The sequence below is a fragment of the Janthinobacterium sp. GW821-FHT03A03 genome, from assembly GCF_059421435.1.
The window spans coordinates 1,094,126-1,109,346 of record NZ_JBWKUZ010000001.1 but is presented as its reverse complement, the minus strand read 5'-3'; the positions used below and the strand labels follow the sequence as shown (position 1 = coordinate 1,109,346).

Sequence of the window (15,221 nt, the reverse complement as noted above, 5' to 3'; positions counted from 1 at the left end):
GATTTACTCGCTGAAGTGGTCGAACGACGACAGCTGCAAGTCCAGCGGCTGCCCCTGCGCATCGACCAGCCGCAAGCCTGATTGGGCCTCGATGCGGCCCACGCGCGTGACGGGCGTGCCGCAGCTGAGCGCCAGCGCGGCGATGGCCTCGCGCGACGCCGCCGGCGCCGTGAAGCACAGTTCATAGTCGTCGCCGCCGGCGGCCGTGTAGCGGCGGCGCAGGGCGGCCGCTTGCCGCGCCAGCACGGGGCCGGCCGGCAGGGCGTCGACGTCGAGCGTGGCGCCCACTTGCGACGCTTTCAAGATGTGACCGAGGTCGCCCGCCAGGCCGTCCGAAATGTCGATGGCCGCATGCGCGATGCCCGCTTCGGCCAGCGCGCAGCCGAGCGCCACGCGCGGCGCGGGCGTGTGCATGCGCGCGGCCGCCGTCGCCAGGTCGCTTGGCGCCAGCTCCTGTTCCATGCGGTAGCCGGCCAGGGCCAGGCGCGCGTCGCCCAGGGTGCCGCTGACCCAGATATCGTCGCCCGCCACGGCCGCGCCGCGGCGCAGGGCCTGGCCCGGCGCCAGTTCGCCGAACACGGTGATGCAGATGTTTAAGGGGCCTTTGGTGGTGTCGCCGCCGATCAATTCACAGCCAAATTCATCGGCCAGCGCGAACAGGCCTTCGGCAAAGCCGGCCAGCCAGCTGCGCTCGGCCTGGGGCAGCGCCAGCGCCAGGGTAAATGCCACGGGGCGCGCGCCCATGGCGGCCAGGTCGGACAGGTTCACGGCCAGGCTTTTGTGACCGAGCATGCGGGCGTCGGCGCCGGCAAAGAAGTGCCGGTCCTCGACCAGCATGTCCGAGGAGATGGCGATCTGCTTGCCGGCGCCGGGCGTCATCAGCGCGCAATCGTCGCCGATGCCCAGGGTGGCGCGGCCGGGGCGCTGGCGCACGAAATAGTGTTTGATCAGGTCGAATTCGGAAAGCGCGTCGTGTGGGGCCATGGCGTAGTCTGGTCGTTGAATGATGGTGTGGCCCGTCTATTATAGGCTGGCCTACAATACGGGCCTTTGCCACTGCCGAACATGCCCCTATGCCCCTCCACGATATCCACGCCGTGATGCAATCCTACCTTGACGATGGCTGGCTGCGCGAGCCACAGGCCGTCGGCCTTGCCAGTTTCACGGCGCCGGAACTGTTGGCGCGCGGTTTTTATGAACTATGCGATGGCGGCCAGCTGTGCCTGTATGAGGATGAACGCTGGTTCCGCCGCGCCAGCCGGGCCGTGCAAGCATCGTTCAAGGTGTATCTGCAAGGCGGCCGTTTGCACGCGAATGGACTGGAGCTCGGTTATCAGCTGCGCCTGGCCAGCGTGCTGCGCGCGGCGCGGCGGCCCTTGCCGCCGTATCGCCTGCTGTTGGAGGCGGGGGCGTGCAGCGGCGCGCTGCTGTTCGACAGCGGCCTGGTGCTGCAGTTCGCGGCCAACCTGCACGGTGCGCCCCGCCATTATTTCCTGACCCTTGTCGAGGGGCAGCTGCCCGACCCCGGCGCGGGCGAGCTCGACCTGCGCGCCGCCAGCGAAGGCCACGTCCAGGCCCTGTATGGCCACTGTACGCCGGAAGAATTGCGGCGCCTGGCCCGGCGCGGCCATGCGGCGCTGCGCGAGCTGGCGCAGCTGCTCGCTTAAACCTTCTTCGCCTGCGCCATGCCGTGCAGCAGCTTGGCCAGCAACTGGTCGAGCTGGCGCTGCTCGTCCGCGCTCAGCGGCGACAGCATGGCGCGTTCGTTGTCCACGTGCAGCAGCACCAGTTTTTCAATCAGTTCCAATCCCCCGGGCGTCAGGGCCACCAGCACGCCGCGCCGGTCCGTCGGGTGTTTCCGGCGTTCGATCAGGCCGGCCGCTTCCAGCCGGTCGATGCGGTTGGTCATGCCGCCCGAGGACAGCATGGCCGCCTCGTACAGGGCCGTCGGCGTCAGGCTGTAGGGCGCGCCCGAGCGGCGCAAGGTCGCCAGCACGTCGAATTCGCCCGGCTGCAAGCCGTGCTGCGCAAACAGCGGGTTGAGCCAGTCGCGCGCCATCAGCTGCGCCACCGTGCCCAGCTGGCCCACCAGCTGCATGGCGGCGGTATCCATCTGCGGCAGTTCGCGCTGCCATTGTGCGGCGGCAAATTGCGCGCGCGTGTGTTCTTGCGGGGTATCCGTCATGGCGTATGCATTTATCTCGACATCAAAATAGATTTCTATCTTTATGTTAAGATACTTTTCATCAAGTGATTATGTCACGCATTAAACCATGTGCCTCCCTGCGAGGCAAGGACTACTCTGCCATGCCTGTTGAACGCCCCGTCTCTTCGCCGCTGTCCTCGTCCGCCCTGCTGGTGGCCGCCATCATCCTGCTGGGCCTGAATTTGCGGCCCATCCTGGCCGCCATCGGTCCCTTGCTCGACAGCATCCAGGCCGGCACCGGTATCAGCAATGCCGACGCGGGCTTGCTGACCACCGTGCCCGTGTTCGCCATGGGCCTGTGCGCGCTGGCGGGCGCGCAGCTGCAGCGCCGCCTGGGCGTGGTGCGCGGCATTTCGCTGGGCATCGCCATCATCGCTGCCGCCTGCGCCTTGCGCTGGCCCTTGCATGGCAGCGGCGGGCTGATCGCCACGGCGGCCTTGGGCGGCCTGGGCATTGCGCTGGTGCAAGCCTTGCTGCCGGCCTTCATCAAGCGCCATTTCCCCGAGCGGGCGGGCCAGCTGATGGGCTTTTATACGACGGGCATCATGGGCGGCGCAGCCATTGCCGCCGCCTCCGCTTCACCGCTGGCGCAAAGCTGGGGCTGGAATGCGCTGCTGGCCCTGTGGGCGCTGCCCGCCGTGGCCGCCGCGCTGCTGTGGCGCCGCGCCGCCGCCTCGCGCGTGGACGCGGCCAGCGGCGCGGGCGCCAGCCTGCCCGTGGGCAGTGGCCGCGCCTGGCTGCTGATGCTGTTCTTTGGCATCGGCACAGGGGCGTACACGCTGGTGCTGGCCTGGCTGCCGCCGTTTTATACGGAACTGGGCTGGAGCGCGGCCGACAGCGGCTTGCTGCTCGGCGGCCTGACCCTGGTGGAAGTGCTGGCGGGACTGCTCATTTCCAGCGTCATCCACCGCTTCCCCGACCGCCGCATGCTGTTATTGTCGGTATTGCTGGCCGTGCTGGCCGGCCTGGCTTGCCTGATCGCGGCGCCCGCGCAACTGGCCATTCCCGCCGTGATCCTGCTCGGCTGCGGCATCGGCGCCCTGTTTCCCCTGTCGCTGATCGTCAGCATGGACCACGTGCGTGACCCGGCCGGCGCCGGCGCGCTGCTCGGCTTCGTGCAGGGCGGCGGCTACATCGTCGCCAGCAGCATGCCGTTTATTGCCGGCCTGATCCGCCAGCATTCGTCCAGCCTGGCCCAGGCGTGGATGGTGATGGCGGGCGGCGTGGTGCTGTTGCTGCTGATTGCCACGCGCTTCGCGCCGGGGACGCGGCTGGCCGCTGTGCGCTAGCGTGCGCATGGCGTATCGGCCAGCTGATATATTTCGGCTATGAACATCGTCGACCACTATTTAGCCGGCCTGCGCCAGGCCATGCCGCCGGAGCCGCTGGCGGAACTGGCGCTGGCCAGCGGCGCCAGCGCGGCGCAACTGGACAGCTTGCGCCAGGCCTATCCGCTGTGTCCTGACAGCCTGCTGCGCTTGCTGGCTCAGTACAACGGCACCTATCATCAGAAGTATGCGGGCGGCATGGTGCTGGTGTACATGCTGGGCTCGGACGTGTTCGAGTACCCGTATTACCTGAGTTCCGTCGAACAGATACTGGAAGACCGGCAAGCGAACCGGCGCAGCATCGCCGATATCTACGGCCATTACCTGGAAGACGACCCCGGCATCGTCGACGCCCGCATCGACGCGGGCATCCAGCAGGGCCGGCGCCTGTGTTTTTCGCATTGCATGAACAATGGCGGCTCGTCGCGGCTGTATGTCGATTTCACGCCCGCGGCGTCGGGCAAGGTGGGGCAGGTCGTGCGCTTCCTGCACGATCCCGACAATTACCAGGTCATCGCCGACAGTTTCGATGCCTATCTGCACATGCTGATCGATGACGAGTATGCCTTCTTGACCGATGAAAATTTCGACTAGATGCACCATCGCCGCGCGCTGGCGGATGGTTATTATGAAAACTAATTGAAATCTAAAATTTGATAGTTTTTGCTGCTCAGGACGTTTGTGCCGCCGGACGGCCTTACAATGCTAGGTTATGCGTTTTCGTGATATCAGACTGTGGCTAGCGGAAAATACCTAGCTAATTGAAAGATTCGGTCTGATAAAATCGGAAGCACCCCGATCGACCAAACAGGAAGGCAGCACAGCATGGATTCGTCATCTGATAAAAAAGAAGAATTGCGTCAACAATTGCGCTTGGCCGCACTCGAGTACCACGAGTGCCCGCGCCCCGGCAAAATCAGCGTGACGCCCACCAAACAACTGACCAACCAGCGCGACCTGGCGCTGGCCTACTCGCCAGGCGTGGCGGCTCCCTGCGAAGAAATCGTCATCGATCCGGCGAACGCCTACAAATACACGGCGCGCGGCAACCTGGTGGCCGTCATCACCAACGGCACGGCCGTGCTGGGACTGGGCAATATCGGCCCGCTGGCCGCCAAGCCAGTGATGGAAGGCAAGGGCGTGCTGTTCAAGAAATTCGCCGGCATCGACGTCTTCGACATCGAGATCAACGAATCGGACCCCGATAAACTGGTCGACATCATCGCTTCGCTGGAGCCGACCTTCGGCGGCGTGAACCTGGAAGACATCAAGGCGCCCGAGTGCTTCTACATCGAGCGCCAGCTGCGCGACCGCATGAAGATTCCCGTCTTCCATGACGACCAGCACGGCACCGCCATCATCGTCGGCGCGGCCATCCTGAACGGCCTGAAAGCCGTCGGCAAGGAAATCGCGGACTGCAAGCTGGTCGTCTCGGGCGCGGGCGCCGCGGCGCTGGCCTGCCTGGACCTGATCGTCGATCTGGGCTTCCCGCTGAAAAACATCTACGTCACCGACCTGGCCGGCGTCGTCTACAAGGGCCGCACGGAACTGATGGACCCGGACAAGGAACGCTTCGCGCAAGACACGCCGCTGCGCACCCTGGCCGAAATCATCCCGGACGCCGACATCTTCCTCGGCGTCTCCGCCGGCGGCGTGCTGAAACAGGACATGGTGCGCAAGATGGCGCCCAATCCATTGATTTTGGCGCTGGCCAACCCGAATCCGGAAATCCTGCCCGAAGAAGTCAAGGCCGTGCGCAGCGACGCCATCATCGCCACGGGCCGTTCGGACTATCCGAACCAGGTCAACAACGTGCTGTGCTTCCCCTACATCTTCCGCGGCGCCCTCGATTGCGGCGCCACCACCATCACGCGCGAGATGGAAATCGCCGTCGTGCACGCGATCGCCGACCTGGCGCACGCCGAGCAGTCGGACATCGTGGCCACCACCTACGGCATCAGCAACCTGTCGTTCGGCCCTGAATACCTGATTCCGATGCCCTTCGATCCGCGCTTGCTGATCAAGATCGCGCCGGCCGTGGCCAAGGCGGCCGAGGATTCCGGCGTCGCCACGCGTCCGATCAAGGACTTGCAGGCGTACGCGGACAGCCTGCAGCAATTCGTCTATCGCAGCGGCACCTTCATGAAGCCGCTGTTCCTGATGGCCAAATCCACGCCGGCCGAACTCAAACGCATCGTCTACGCCGAAGGCGAAGAAGAGCGCGTGCTGCGCGCCGTGCAAGTGGTGGTCGATGAAAAACTGGCGCGTCCCATCCTGGTGGGCCGTCCGCCCGTGCTCGAAGCGCGCATCCAGAAATTCGGCCTGCGCCTCAAGCAGGGCGTCGATTTCGACGTCATCAACCCGGACTTCGACGAGCGCTATCGCGATTACTGGAATACGTACTACGCCATGACCAGCCGCAAAGGCGTCACCGAGGAGTACGCTAAACTGGAAATGCGCCGCCGCCATACGCTGATCGGCTCGATGATGATCCACAAGGGCGATGCGGACGGCATGATCTGCGGCACCTTCGGCACCACCCAGCTGCACCTGAAATACATCGACCAGGTGCTGGGCAAGCGCGCCGGCAGCAATGTCTACGCGGCCATGAACGTGCTGATCATGCCTGAGCGTCAATTGGTGATGGTCGACACGCACGTCAATGAAAACCCGGACGCCGGGCAATTGGCCGAGATCACCATCATGGCCGCCGAAGAAATGACCCGTTTCGGCCTGTCGCCGCGCGCGGCCCTGCTGTCGCACTCGAACTTCGGTTCCAGCGACAGCGCCTCGGCGCAAAAGATGCGCGCCGCGCTGGCCATCATCAAGGAACGCGCGCCGGACCTGGAAATCGACGGCGAAATGCACGGCGATACGGCCCTCGACAGCAAGCTGCGCCAGAAAATCATGCCGAATTCGGCACTGAAGAACGACGCCAACCTGCTCGTCATGCCGAACATCGAGTCGGCCAACATCGCCTACAACCTGGTCAAGACGGCGGCCGGCAACGGCATCGCCGTGGGCCCGATCCTGCTCGGCTGCGCCAAGCCCGTGCACATTCTGACGCCGTCGGCCACCGTGCGCCGCATCGTCAACATGACGGCCCTGTGCGTCGTCGACGCAGTGGCCCAGCGCAAAGCCTAAGGTTTTAGCCGTTGCCTGAAAGCCGCGCCATCCGCAAGGAGGCGCGGCTTTTTTACATCGGTGCTACGGGCAGGGCCGTGGCCGGATGGCGGCGCAGGTAATAGTGGCGGTACAGCAAGATCTCGCCCCACACCAGCAGCAGTACCGCCAGCGCGAACAGGCCCAGCGTGATCTTGAGCGAATTGAAATAGGCGCCGGCCTGGCGTTGGATGGCGTCGATGAAGATCATCGGCACTGATTTGTCGAGTTTGCTGAAATCGGCCTGGCGCGCCACATCGGTGGTCAGGCGCACGGCCAGGTCGGTGCCCAGGCTGGCCAGTTCGCCGGCCGCCTGGCCACGGAAGCCGGCGCCCTTGAGCGCTTCGCCCAGCACGCCGGCCCTGGCGATCAGCTGTTCCTGCAGCACCTGCGTCAGCAGCACGCTGGCGCGGCGCAGGATGAATTCATTGATCCAGCGCGCCTTGCTGCGTTCCCAGTAACTGCCCGAGGTGGGCCGGTAATACATGTCTTGCACGAGGGGCTCGAGCAGGCTGCGCATGCTGACCGGCTGGCCCGGGGCGATCAGCCTGGCCTGCTGTTCCAGGTAGACGCGCAGCGCCGGCATCTGCGCTTCGACCACCGGCTGCAGGTCGCGCTCAAGGGCCTGCTTGACCACGCGGTGCGCGCTGTGCACGGCGCCCAAACCGCCGCCGAGAAGCGGCAGCGCGACCAGGATCAACACATAGCTGAGCTTGGCCGCCACGTGCCAGGCGCGCGGGCGGCGCACCAGCAGGCATTTTCTGGCCAGCTGGTAGCAGATGCCGAGGGCCAGCACAAAGCCGAGCACGCCATACAGCAGCATCCACGGCAGGACGGTCCACAGCAGGTCGCTGCCGAACGGCGCCAGGGTGCTGCCCCAATTGATTAGTTGTTGCTTCATCTACATTGCCTTGATATGGAAAATCAGGCAAGTATAGCCATTGTGCAACAAAACGTGGCGCGCGGGACCTCAGTGCGCCATCAGCACGGGCAAGGTCATCTGGCGCAGCACGGTTTCCGTCACGCCGCCGAGTAAAATTTCGCGGAAGCGCGCGTGGCCGTAGCCGCCCATCACGAGCAGGCCGGCATGCACCTCGGCGGCCATGGCCAGCAGCGCCGCGCCGACGTCGCCCGTGGTGACGGCGGGGCGCACTTCGACGGGCACGCCATGGCGGCTCAGGTAGGCGGCGATGTCGGCGCCCGGGTGGCGCGCCGGCTGGGCGTGGCCGGCGGGCGGATGCAGCAGGGCCAGCACCACCAGGCGCGCCGCGCGCAGCAGGGGCAGGGCGTGGCCGATGGCGCGCGTCGCTTCCATGCTGCCGTCCCAGGCCACCACCACGGTGCCGTCCAGCGGGGCTTGCCGGGCGCCGCGCGGCACGATCAGCACGGGACGGGCCGCGTTGAGCATCACGTAGGGCACCAGGTCGCTCATGGCGCCGGGCAGCGCTTCGCTGTCGTCGTGCTGGCTGAGCACGGTCAGGTCGCTGTAGCGGGCGCTGACGGCCATGCCGCCATCTTCATCGTCTTCGATCAGGCGCCGCTCGAGCGAGACGGCGCCGGCCTGGCGCGCCAGCGTTTCAAACTGGTCCAGCGCCGTTTCCGCCTGCCCGTGCAGGGCCGAAATCTGCGCCGCGACGGCAGCGCCGCGCATGCCGCGGTTGTTTTCCAGGGTAAAGCGCGACACGCCCGTCATCGCCGCGCCGATCAGGTGCGCCTGGTGCGCGTGCGCCAGCCGGGCCGCGATGGCGATGCGCTGCGGCGCGTGGCGCGACAGGTCGGCGTGGACGAGGATGGATTTGTAAGCCATGGTGTCATTCGCTAGTCAGGATGGCAACAAGGCTAGAACGGCAACACGGGCAAGTCCAGCATTGGCGTGAAGGACGGCGGTTTTCTTCTACTGGGCTTGATGTGGGTCAAAAAAAACCGGCCCGTGACTATCTGCAAGTCCATTGCCGGGAATTTTCGAGTTGTTTGATATGCATCAAAATGCCGCGCGTGCCGCCAGCCATAATGGCATCGAACTCCTTGCCCTTCCAGTGGTCAGCATCGGCGCCGGCCTGTCCGGTACTTCCTTGTGTGACGCAACAACGCTGGGCGTGGCGGGAGTTCCCTTTTCAGGCGGCCGCGGGCTTTTCCTCCTGCTCCGCCCAGCGCACGCGGATGGCCTCAATGGCGGGCATTTCCCGCACAAACAGGTCGACCAGGCGCGCATCGAAGTGGCTGCCTTGCTGCTCGCGCAGCCAGGCGACGGCGTCCGGCACGGGCCAGGCGCGCTTGTAGGGACGGGCCGAGGTCAGCGCGTCGAAGACGTCGGCCACGGCGACGATGCGCCCGGCCAGCGGAATGGCCTCGCCCGCCAAGCCGCGCGGGTAGCCGCTGCCATCCCATTTTTCATGGTGGCTGAGGGCGATTTCGCGCGCCAGCGCCAGCATGCCTCCCTGCGCCTGTTCGCCGATGATGTCGCCGCCGATGCGCGCGTGCGTCCGCATGACGGCCCATTCGTCCGCATCGAGCTTGCCCGGCTTTTGCAGGATACGGTCGGGAATGCCGATCTTGCCCACGTCGTGCATGGGGGCCGCGTGCAGCAGGTCGTCGGCGGCGGCCGCGTCCATGCCGGCCGCCACGCCCAGCAGGCGCGCGTAATGGCTCATGCGGATCACGTGCAAGCCCGTTTCATTGTCCTTGTATTCGGCCGCCAGGCCCAGGCGCTGGATGATCTGCAGCCGCGTTTGCGTCAATTCCTCGATGCGCACCAGCGACAAATGCGTGCGCACGCGGGCGCGCACGATGGCGGGGCTGAGCGGCTTGCTGATGTAGTCGACGGCGCCCGCCTCGAAACCGCTCAGTTCATCGCGCATGTCGTTCAGGGCCGTGACGAAGATGACGGGAATGGCAGCCGTCGGCGCTTCCGCTTTCAGGCGGCGGCAGACGTCGTGGCCGCTCATGCCCGGCATCATCACGTCGAGCAGGATCAGGGCCGGGCGCTCCTGCCGCGCCAGTGCCAGCGCCCGCGCGCCATCCTTGGCGAACAGCAGCGTGTAGTCGTCCTGCAGTATGTGCCGCAGCAATTGCAGATTGGCCGCCTCGTCGTCGACGACCAGCAGCAGGGGCTTGCCTGGGCGCGGTCCGCTCATGGGACTTCCCGTTGCAGCGTTTGCAGCAAGTCGCGCAAGAGCGACAGTGCTTGCGGAAAATCAAAGTCGTCGATGGCGTGCTGCAGCGGCGCCAGTGCGTCCGCCGCTGCTCCCATGGCGTGCCGCAGCCGGGCGAGCGCCCCGTCATCGAGTTCGCCGCGCCGCAGGGCGCGCAGCAGGGTGGCGGCCGCTTGCTGCGCGGCATGGATATCGCTGGCCTGCGCCGGCGGCGCGCCGGGCGGCGCCAGTCCGGCGATGGCGGGCCGCTGCCCCGTGGCCAGGCCCAGCACGCGGGCGATTTCCTGCGACAGCGCCTGCCATTCGACGGGCTTGGTGGCGAAGCCGTCCATGCCGGCCGCCCGCGCCGCCTTGCGGTGCGCCGCCAGCACGCTGGCCGTCATGGCGATCACGGGCACGCGCGGGCGGCCATCGCGCACGGCGGCGGCGCGGATGGCTTGCGTGGCGGCCAGGCCATCCATGCGCGGCATTTGCAGGTCCAGCAGCAGCACGTCGAAATCGTGCTGCTGCGCCATCCGCAGGGCTTGCTCGCCATCGCCGGCCGTGTCCACCGTGTGGCCGCGCTTGCGCAGAAGCAAACACAGCATTTCCAGGTTGTGCGGCACGTCGTCGGCGGCCAGCACGCGCAGCGGCGGCAGGTGCACGCTGCGCCGCGCGCCTGCCGGCGGCGCCTGCCGGCGCGCCGGGCGCAGGGGGAGCGTCACGTGAAATACGCTGCCGTGCGGCACGGCGGCATCGGCCCGGATGCGCCCCTGCATCAGGGTCACCAGCTGCCGGCTGATGGTGGCGCCCAGGCCCGTGCCGCCAAAGCGCCGCGTGGTCGAGGCGTCGGCCTGCACGAACGGTTCAAAGATGGCGTCGCGCCGCCCGGCGGGGATGCCGATGCCGCTGTCCTGCACCAGCAGGTGCAGCTGGCCGTCGTCGAGGCGGGCCGCCAGGCTGACGGCGCCGCTGGCCGTGAACTTGATGGCGTTGTCGAGCAGGTTGCCCAGCACTTGCCGCATGCGCAATTCATCGCCGTGCAGCAGGGCCGGCAGCTGCGGGTCGTACTGCACTTCCATGCGCAAGCCCTTGGCGCGCGCATGGATGCCGTAGGTGGAGGCGAGCTCGTCAATCAGCGCCAGCAGGCTGTAATCGCGCAGTTCCAGCGCCACGGCGCCTTTGTCCAGTTTGGCCGTGTCGAGCACTTCATTGAGCAGGCGCAATAGCGAGCGCCCCGACTGGCGTACCGTGTCGAGGTGGCGCCGCTGTTCCGGCGTCAGCGGCGAATCGAGCAGCACGTCCGTGAAGCCGAGGATGGAATTCATCGGCGTGCGGATTTCATGGCTCATGTTGGCGACGAAGCTGGCCCCCGTGGCGGCCGCCAGTTCCGCCTTCTCCTTGGCCATGCGCAAGTCTTCCTCCATTTGCCGGCGCTCGCTGATGTCGAGGATGACGCCGTCGACGCAGCGCACGGCGCCCACGGGGTCGTGCACCACGCTGCCGCGCTCCCACAGCCAGCGCGGCCTGCCGTCCGCGTGCAGCAGCCGGTATTCGAGCAGATACGGCTCGCCCGTGGCGACGCTGCGCTTGAAGACGTCGGTGACGTAGGCGCGGTCTTCGACGGCGATCAGGCCCATGATGCTGCGCCGTGGCGCGGCGCCGAGGAAGTCGGCGGGCGGATAGCCGGTGACGGCTTCCACGCCGTCGCTGATGAACAGCATGGGCTGGTTTTCGGCCGTGGTGCAGCGAAAGGCGATGCCGGGAAGGTTGCCGATCAGCGAGCGCAGCTGCTGTTCGCTGTCGCGCAGGGCGGCCAGCATGGCGCGCCGCTCGCTGATGTCCGTTATGAACAGCACATAGACATCCTGGTCGGCCAGGCGCGCGCTGGCCATCGAGCGCTGCACGGCCACGGGGGCGCCGTCCTTGCGCAGGTACAGGATTTCCTCGCTGGACTGGAAGGCGTCGCCCTCGCCCGTGCGCAGGTAGTGCAGCAAGCCATGCTGCCCGGACTGGCGCACGTCGCTGACGAGCACGCTGATGTGGCGGCCGGCGATGTCGGCCTGGCGCCAGCCCAGGATGCGCTCGGCGGCGCCGTTGAAGTCGATGATGCCGCCCGCCTTGTCGATGGTGATGACGCCGTCGATGGTACTCGTGAGCAACGAGCGCATCCAGTTCTCGCTCTGGTGCAGGTGGCGGAACAGTTCGCGGTAGCGCAGGACGCCCACGGCCGAGGCGACGAAGATGGTCAGGGCGACGGTGAGCACGGTCACGCCGACGACCAGCATGGGGCGGTCCGCATCGGCGTCGTGGCCCGGCGGAATCGTCCCCACGAAACGGGCCGCCTGCATGCCCATGTAATGCATGCCGGTCATCGCGCCGCCCATGACGCAGGCGCTGATCAGCTGGCGCTGCGACGGTCCCGGCGCCGTGTTCCAGCCGCGTAGGCCGAAGCGTATCCACAGGGCCAGGGTAGCCAGCACCACGGCGACGAGCAGCGACAGCGCGAACAGCAGCGGGTCGTAGCGCAGCGCCAGGCCGACGCGCATGGCGTGCATGCCCGTGTAGTGCATGGCGCCGATGCCCAGGCCCACCAGCAGGCCGCTCCACAGCAGCAGCGGCGCCGTGACGGCGCGCCGGCTGATGGTGGCCAGGGCCACGAACGAGGCGGCCACGCTGGGCACGATGGACAGCAAGGTCAGGCCCGGGGCGTAATCGACGCTGGTGCACAGCTCGAAGGCCAGCATGCCGATGAAATGCATGGCCCATACGCCGCAACCGAGGGCCAGGCTGCCGGCCAGCAAACACAGCAGGTGCAGCAGGCCGCTGACGCTGGCCTGCGCGCGGCTGTAGGCCGTCATCTGGAAGGCCATCCACGACGTGAAAATGGCGATCACGAGCGACAGCAGCACGAGCCCCGGCGCATACTGGCCGGCGTGGAGCAGGGCCGGATCGGCGGGCAGGCGGAACAGCTGTTGTACGCTGGCAGGTATCATCGTGGGCAAACGGCGCGGCGCCGCGTGTAGGCTCGCTGCCACTGTGGGTGATCGATGCGGATTACCTTACCAGATTTCTGGAAACAAATATCTTAATTATAATTATTTTCTCTGTCGCGTAATCGCGGGTCCGGCCGGAAAACCGCGCCGCGCCCGTGGCAGGGCGGCGCAAGCCGGGAAGTTGCGGTCAGGAATTGTGTGGTTTTTTTGCAAACTGCGACGTCTGGCTGTGCCTCGTGCTACATTTGCGCCCTGCTTTTCTGAAGGGATGACTATGTCTTTAAGTAACAACTTCTTGCTGCATAATCAGCGCGCCTGGGATGCCCAGGCTGCCCGCAACAGCCCGTGGTCGCAGCCCGTCGACAGCGCCACCATCGCGGCGGCGCGCGCCGGGCAGTGGCAAATCCATTTGACGCCGGGGCCGCTTCCGGACGGCTGGCTGGACGAGGTGCGGGGCCAGCGCATCCTGTGCCTGGCCGGTGCGGGCGGGCAGCAGGCGCCCGTGCTGGCAGCCGCCGGCGCGCACGTGACCGTCTTTGACTTATCTGAGCAGCAATTGGCGCAAGACCGCATGGTGGCTGCGCGCGACGGCTTGCGGCTGGCCACCGTGCAGGGCGACATGCGCGACCTGGCCTGTTTTTCCGACGCCAGTTTCGATGTCATCGTCCATCCCGTGTCGAACCAGTACGTACCCGACATCGCCCCCGTGTGGCGCGAATGCGCGCGCGTGCTGGCCGATGGCGGCGTGCTGCTGAGCAGCTTCTTCAATCCGGCCGTGTTCATCGGCGACCGCGATCCGCAATGGGCACAGCAGGGCTTGATACGGCCCCGCTTCGTGCTGCCGTATTCGGACGTGGACGATATGCCGGCGGACGTGCTGGCGGCGCGCATGGAGAAGGGCGAGGCGCTGGTCTTCGGCCACGGCCTCGACAGCCAGCTCGGCGGGCAGCTGGCGGCCGGTTTCGTGCTGGCGGGTTACCACGAGGAAATGCACCCGCAGCCGCGCTTTGAAATTGAAAAATACCTGCCCAGCTTTATCGCCACGCGCGCCATCCGACAGGCGCGCGTCGTGTAACTCAGTTGTACGGCTGCAGGTCGAGCCAGACGGCATACGCCAGGCGCTTGCCGTTCCACAGGCCGCCGCCGCGGATGACGGCGTCGCACGAGGTCAGCTGGCCCACCAGGTCCTGGCGGCCCAGGTTGCGGCGCAGGCGCAGCGCGTCGTTGTGCGACAGGTAGCCCACCAGCTGGCCGTCGATGAAGACGGCGATGGCCTTGTCCTGGAACGGGTTGGCGTCGTCGCAGACGAGCAGGGCCAGGCATTTTTCTTCCGCGTTGCCGGGACCGTGTTCGCCGGCCAGTTTGGCGATGGCGCTCTGGTACATCGCTTCGTTTTCCACCTCCGACGCAAAACGGCCCTCGTCGCTCCAGTGGTGCACGGGCGCGCCCGCGGGAATCGCCGGCACGTACTGACGTATCGACAGCAGCGGCTTGTGCAGCGGCTGGGCGGGCGCGCGGCCGCTGAAGACGTAGTACAGCAGGGCGATGACGACGGCGATGGCTAGCAGGTAAAGCATGGTATCTCTCTGATTTCTTGGGGGATGGGCCGGGGGCGGCGGCGCGCTGTGCGCCATGGCCGCTACTATAGCAAGTTCGCCGCGCCGTCCCGGGGAAACCTGGCCATGATGCGGCGGCGCCGGCGCAATGCCAGCGGGTCGTTCAGCACCAGCGGCGAGGCGCCCGTCAGCCCCGAATAATACTGGCCGTGCCGTCGCAGGACGAAGGCATAGTCGCGCAGCGCGTGGCCCTGCGCCAGCATGCGCGCGTCGCAATCGACTTCGATGGCAAAGCGCAGCCGGTGCAGCTGCCACCACAGCGGCACATTCCACGGCATGATCAGGATCAAGGCGTAGGCCAGGGCCAGCAGTTGCGGGTCGCGCGCCCGGACCCGGCACTGCTCGTGCGCCAGCAGCAGCGCCTGTTGCTTGAGGGGAATTAGTTGCAGCCACACGGGCATCACGATGCGGGGCCGCAGCAGTCCCGCCACGCAGGGGCCGATGCCGCCACTCAAGAATACAGGCGTGCCCAGCAAGGTGGTTCTTTGCCAGCGGCGTTGGTGCGACAGCAGCCAGATGCTGCGCAGCGCCAGCAGCGTCAGCATGCCGCTTGATAACGTGAGCCAGGCCAGCTTCAGCTGCGACAGCTCGGGCGGCAGGCTGGCCAGCACGCCGGGCAGCCAGGCCAGGGGCGGCAGAACGGACGCGGCCATGGCCGCCAGCCACAGCCAGCGCGTACGGCGGCGTGGCTGGCCGCGCCGCTGCAGCAGGGCTTCAATCCGCCAGGTGCCGGCCGACAGCAGCAGCGCCAGCGCCATACTACTCAGCAGCCAGGCAGGCAT

At 66.7% G+C, this 15,221-nt stretch carries 13 protein-coding genes; 5 read left to right on the top strand and 8 right to left on the bottom strand.

What is annotated here, in order from left to right:
- Positions 1–3: 3 nt before the first annotated feature.
- Positions 4–984: a thiamine-phosphate kinase gene (gene thiL, locus AC07VI_RS05060; RefSeq protein ID WP_086145859.1), complete on the bottom strand. Its 981-nt coding sequence runs from the start codon at positions 982–984 to the stop codon at positions 4–6.
- 89 nt (positions 985–1,073) lie between these two features.
- Here thiL and AC07VI_RS05055 point away from each other — a divergent pair, with 89 nt between their 5' ends.
- Positions 1,074–1,667, top strand: coding sequence for a hypothetical protein (locus AC07VI_RS05055; RefSeq protein ID WP_086145858.1), 594 nt, complete (start codon positions 1,074–1,076; stop codon positions 1,665–1,667).
- Here AC07VI_RS05055 and AC07VI_RS05050 read toward each other — a convergent pair.
- Positions 1,664–2,185, bottom strand: a complete 522-nt coding sequence (locus AC07VI_RS05050; RefSeq protein ID WP_086145857.1) for a MarR family winged helix-turn-helix transcriptional regulator — start codon at positions 2,183–2,185, stop codon at positions 1,664–1,666. The genes AC07VI_RS05055 and AC07VI_RS05050 overlap by 4 nt on opposite strands.
- Positions 2,186–2,307: 122 nt before the next feature.
- On the opposite strand from AC07VI_RS05050, the gene AC07VI_RS05045 reads away from it, so the two are divergent.
- The 3 genes from AC07VI_RS05045 to AC07VI_RS05035 all read left to right on the top strand — a co-directional run bounded on the left by AC07VI_RS05045 (position 2,308) and on the right by AC07VI_RS05035 (position 6,678).
- Positions 2,308–3,495 (top strand): MFS transporter, encoded by a 1,188-nt coding sequence (locus tag AC07VI_RS05045; RefSeq protein WP_492995984.1) that lies wholly within the window; start codon positions 2,308–2,310, stop codon positions 3,493–3,495.
- 39 nt (positions 3,496–3,534) lie between these two features.
- Positions 3,535–4,128 (top strand): SMI1/KNR4 family protein, encoded by a 594-nt coding sequence (locus tag AC07VI_RS05040; RefSeq protein ID WP_099419360.1) that lies wholly within the window; start codon positions 3,535–3,537, stop codon positions 4,126–4,128.
- 231 nt (positions 4,129–4,359) lie between these two features.
- On the top strand, positions 4,360–6,678 hold the full coding sequence (locus AC07VI_RS05035; protein WP_086148459.1) for an NADP-dependent malic enzyme: 2,319 nt from the start codon (positions 4,360–4,362) through the stop codon (positions 6,676–6,678).
- A 52-nt stretch (positions 6,679–6,730) separates the two neighbouring features.
- On the opposite strand, the gene AC07VI_RS05030 is transcribed toward AC07VI_RS05035, so the two are convergent.
- The 4 genes from AC07VI_RS05030 to AC07VI_RS05015 all read right to left on the bottom strand — a co-directional run bounded on the left by AC07VI_RS05030 (position 6,731) and on the right by AC07VI_RS05015 (position 12,823).
- The gene (locus AC07VI_RS05030; RefSeq protein WP_086148460.1) at positions 6,731–7,597 is read right to left on the bottom strand and encodes a hypothetical protein; all 867 of its coding nucleotides are present in this window, start codon (positions 7,595–7,597) and stop codon (positions 6,731–6,733) included.
- A 69-nt stretch (positions 7,598–7,666) separates the two neighbouring features.
- Positions 7,667–8,503, bottom strand: coding sequence for a universal stress protein (locus AC07VI_RS05025; protein ID WP_086148461.1), 837 nt, complete (start codon positions 8,501–8,503; stop codon positions 7,667–7,669).
- A gap of 307 nt (positions 8,504–8,810) precedes the next feature.
- Complete coding sequence (locus AC07VI_RS05020) at positions 8,811–9,830, bottom strand: response regulator (protein ID WP_086148462.1); 1,020 nt, start codon at positions 9,828–9,830, stop codon at positions 8,811–8,813.
- Complete coding sequence (locus AC07VI_RS05015) at positions 9,827–12,823, bottom strand: MHYT domain-containing protein (RefSeq protein ID WP_494808778.1); 2,997 nt, start codon at positions 12,821–12,823, stop codon at positions 9,827–9,829. Before AC07VI_RS05015 ends, AC07VI_RS05020 begins: the two co-directional genes overlap by 4 nt.
- A 268-nt stretch (positions 12,824–13,091) precedes the next feature.
- Between AC07VI_RS05015 and AC07VI_RS05010 the strand changes: the two genes are divergently transcribed.
- Complete coding sequence (locus AC07VI_RS05010) at positions 13,092–13,898, top strand: class I SAM-dependent methyltransferase (RefSeq protein WP_413465872.1); 807 nt, start codon at positions 13,092–13,094, stop codon at positions 13,896–13,898.
- Between the two features lies 1 nt (position 13,899).
- Here AC07VI_RS05010 and AC07VI_RS05005 read toward each other — a convergent pair whose 3' ends face one another.
- Entirely contained in the window at positions 13,900–14,400 is a 501-nt protein-coding gene (locus AC07VI_RS05005) for a hypothetical protein (protein ID WP_086143611.1), read from the bottom strand.
- A gap of 65 nt (positions 14,401–14,465) precedes the next feature.
- The gene (locus AC07VI_RS05000) at positions 14,466–15,221 is read right to left on the bottom strand and encodes a M56 family metallopeptidase (RefSeq protein WP_492995977.1); all 756 of its coding nucleotides are present in this window, start codon (positions 15,219–15,221) and stop codon (positions 14,466–14,468) included.

What these genes read in the sequence shown, in the direction of transcription:
- thiL (WP_086145859.1), bottom strand. Translation starts at nt 984, where the DNA reads ATGGCCCCACACGACGCGCTTTCCGAATTCGACCTGATCAAACACTAT.
- AC07VI_RS05055 (WP_086145858.1), top strand. Translation starts at nt 1,074, where the DNA reads ATGCCCCTCCACGATATCCACGCCGTGATGCAATCCTACCTTGACGAT.
- AC07VI_RS05050 (WP_086145857.1), bottom strand. Translation starts at nt 2,185, where the DNA reads ATGACGGATACCCCGCAAGAACACACGCGCGCGCAATTTGCCGCCGCA.
- AC07VI_RS05045 (WP_492995984.1), top strand. Translation starts at nt 2,308, where the DNA reads ATGCCTGTTGAACGCCCCGTCTCTTCGCCGCTGTCCTCGTCCGCCCTG.
- AC07VI_RS05040 (WP_099419360.1), top strand. Translation starts at nt 3,535, where the DNA reads ATGAACATCGTCGACCACTATTTAGCCGGCCTGCGCCAGGCCATGCCG.
- AC07VI_RS05035 (WP_086148459.1), top strand. Translation starts at nt 4,360, where the DNA reads ATGGATTCGTCATCTGATAAAAAAGAAGAATTGCGTCAACAATTGCGC.
- AC07VI_RS05030 (WP_086148460.1), bottom strand. Translation starts at nt 7,597, where the DNA reads ATGAAGCAACAACTAATCAATTGGGGCAGCACCCTGGCGCCGTTCGGC.
- AC07VI_RS05025 (WP_086148461.1), bottom strand. Translation starts at nt 8,503, where the DNA reads ATGGCTTACAAATCCATCCTCGTCCACGCCGACCTGTCGCGCCACGCG.
- AC07VI_RS05020 (WP_086148462.1), bottom strand. Translation starts at nt 9,830, where the DNA reads ATGAGCGGACCGCGCCCAGGCAAGCCCCTGCTGCTGGTCGTCGACGAC.
- AC07VI_RS05015 (WP_494808778.1), bottom strand. Translation starts at nt 12,823, where the DNA reads ATGATACCTGCCAGCGTACAACAGCTGTTCCGCCTGCCCGCCGATCCG.
- AC07VI_RS05010 (WP_413465872.1), top strand. Translation starts at nt 13,092, where the DNA reads ATGACTATGTCTTTAAGTAACAACTTCTTGCTGCATAATCAGCGCGCC.
- AC07VI_RS05005 (WP_086143611.1), bottom strand. Translation starts at nt 14,400, where the DNA reads ATGCTTTACCTGCTAGCCATCGCCGTCGTCATCGCCCTGCTGTACTAC.
- AC07VI_RS05000 (WP_492995977.1), bottom strand. Translation starts at nt 15,221, where the DNA reads ATGCCTGCCTGGCTGCTGAGTAGTATGGCGCTGGCGCTGCTGCTGTCG.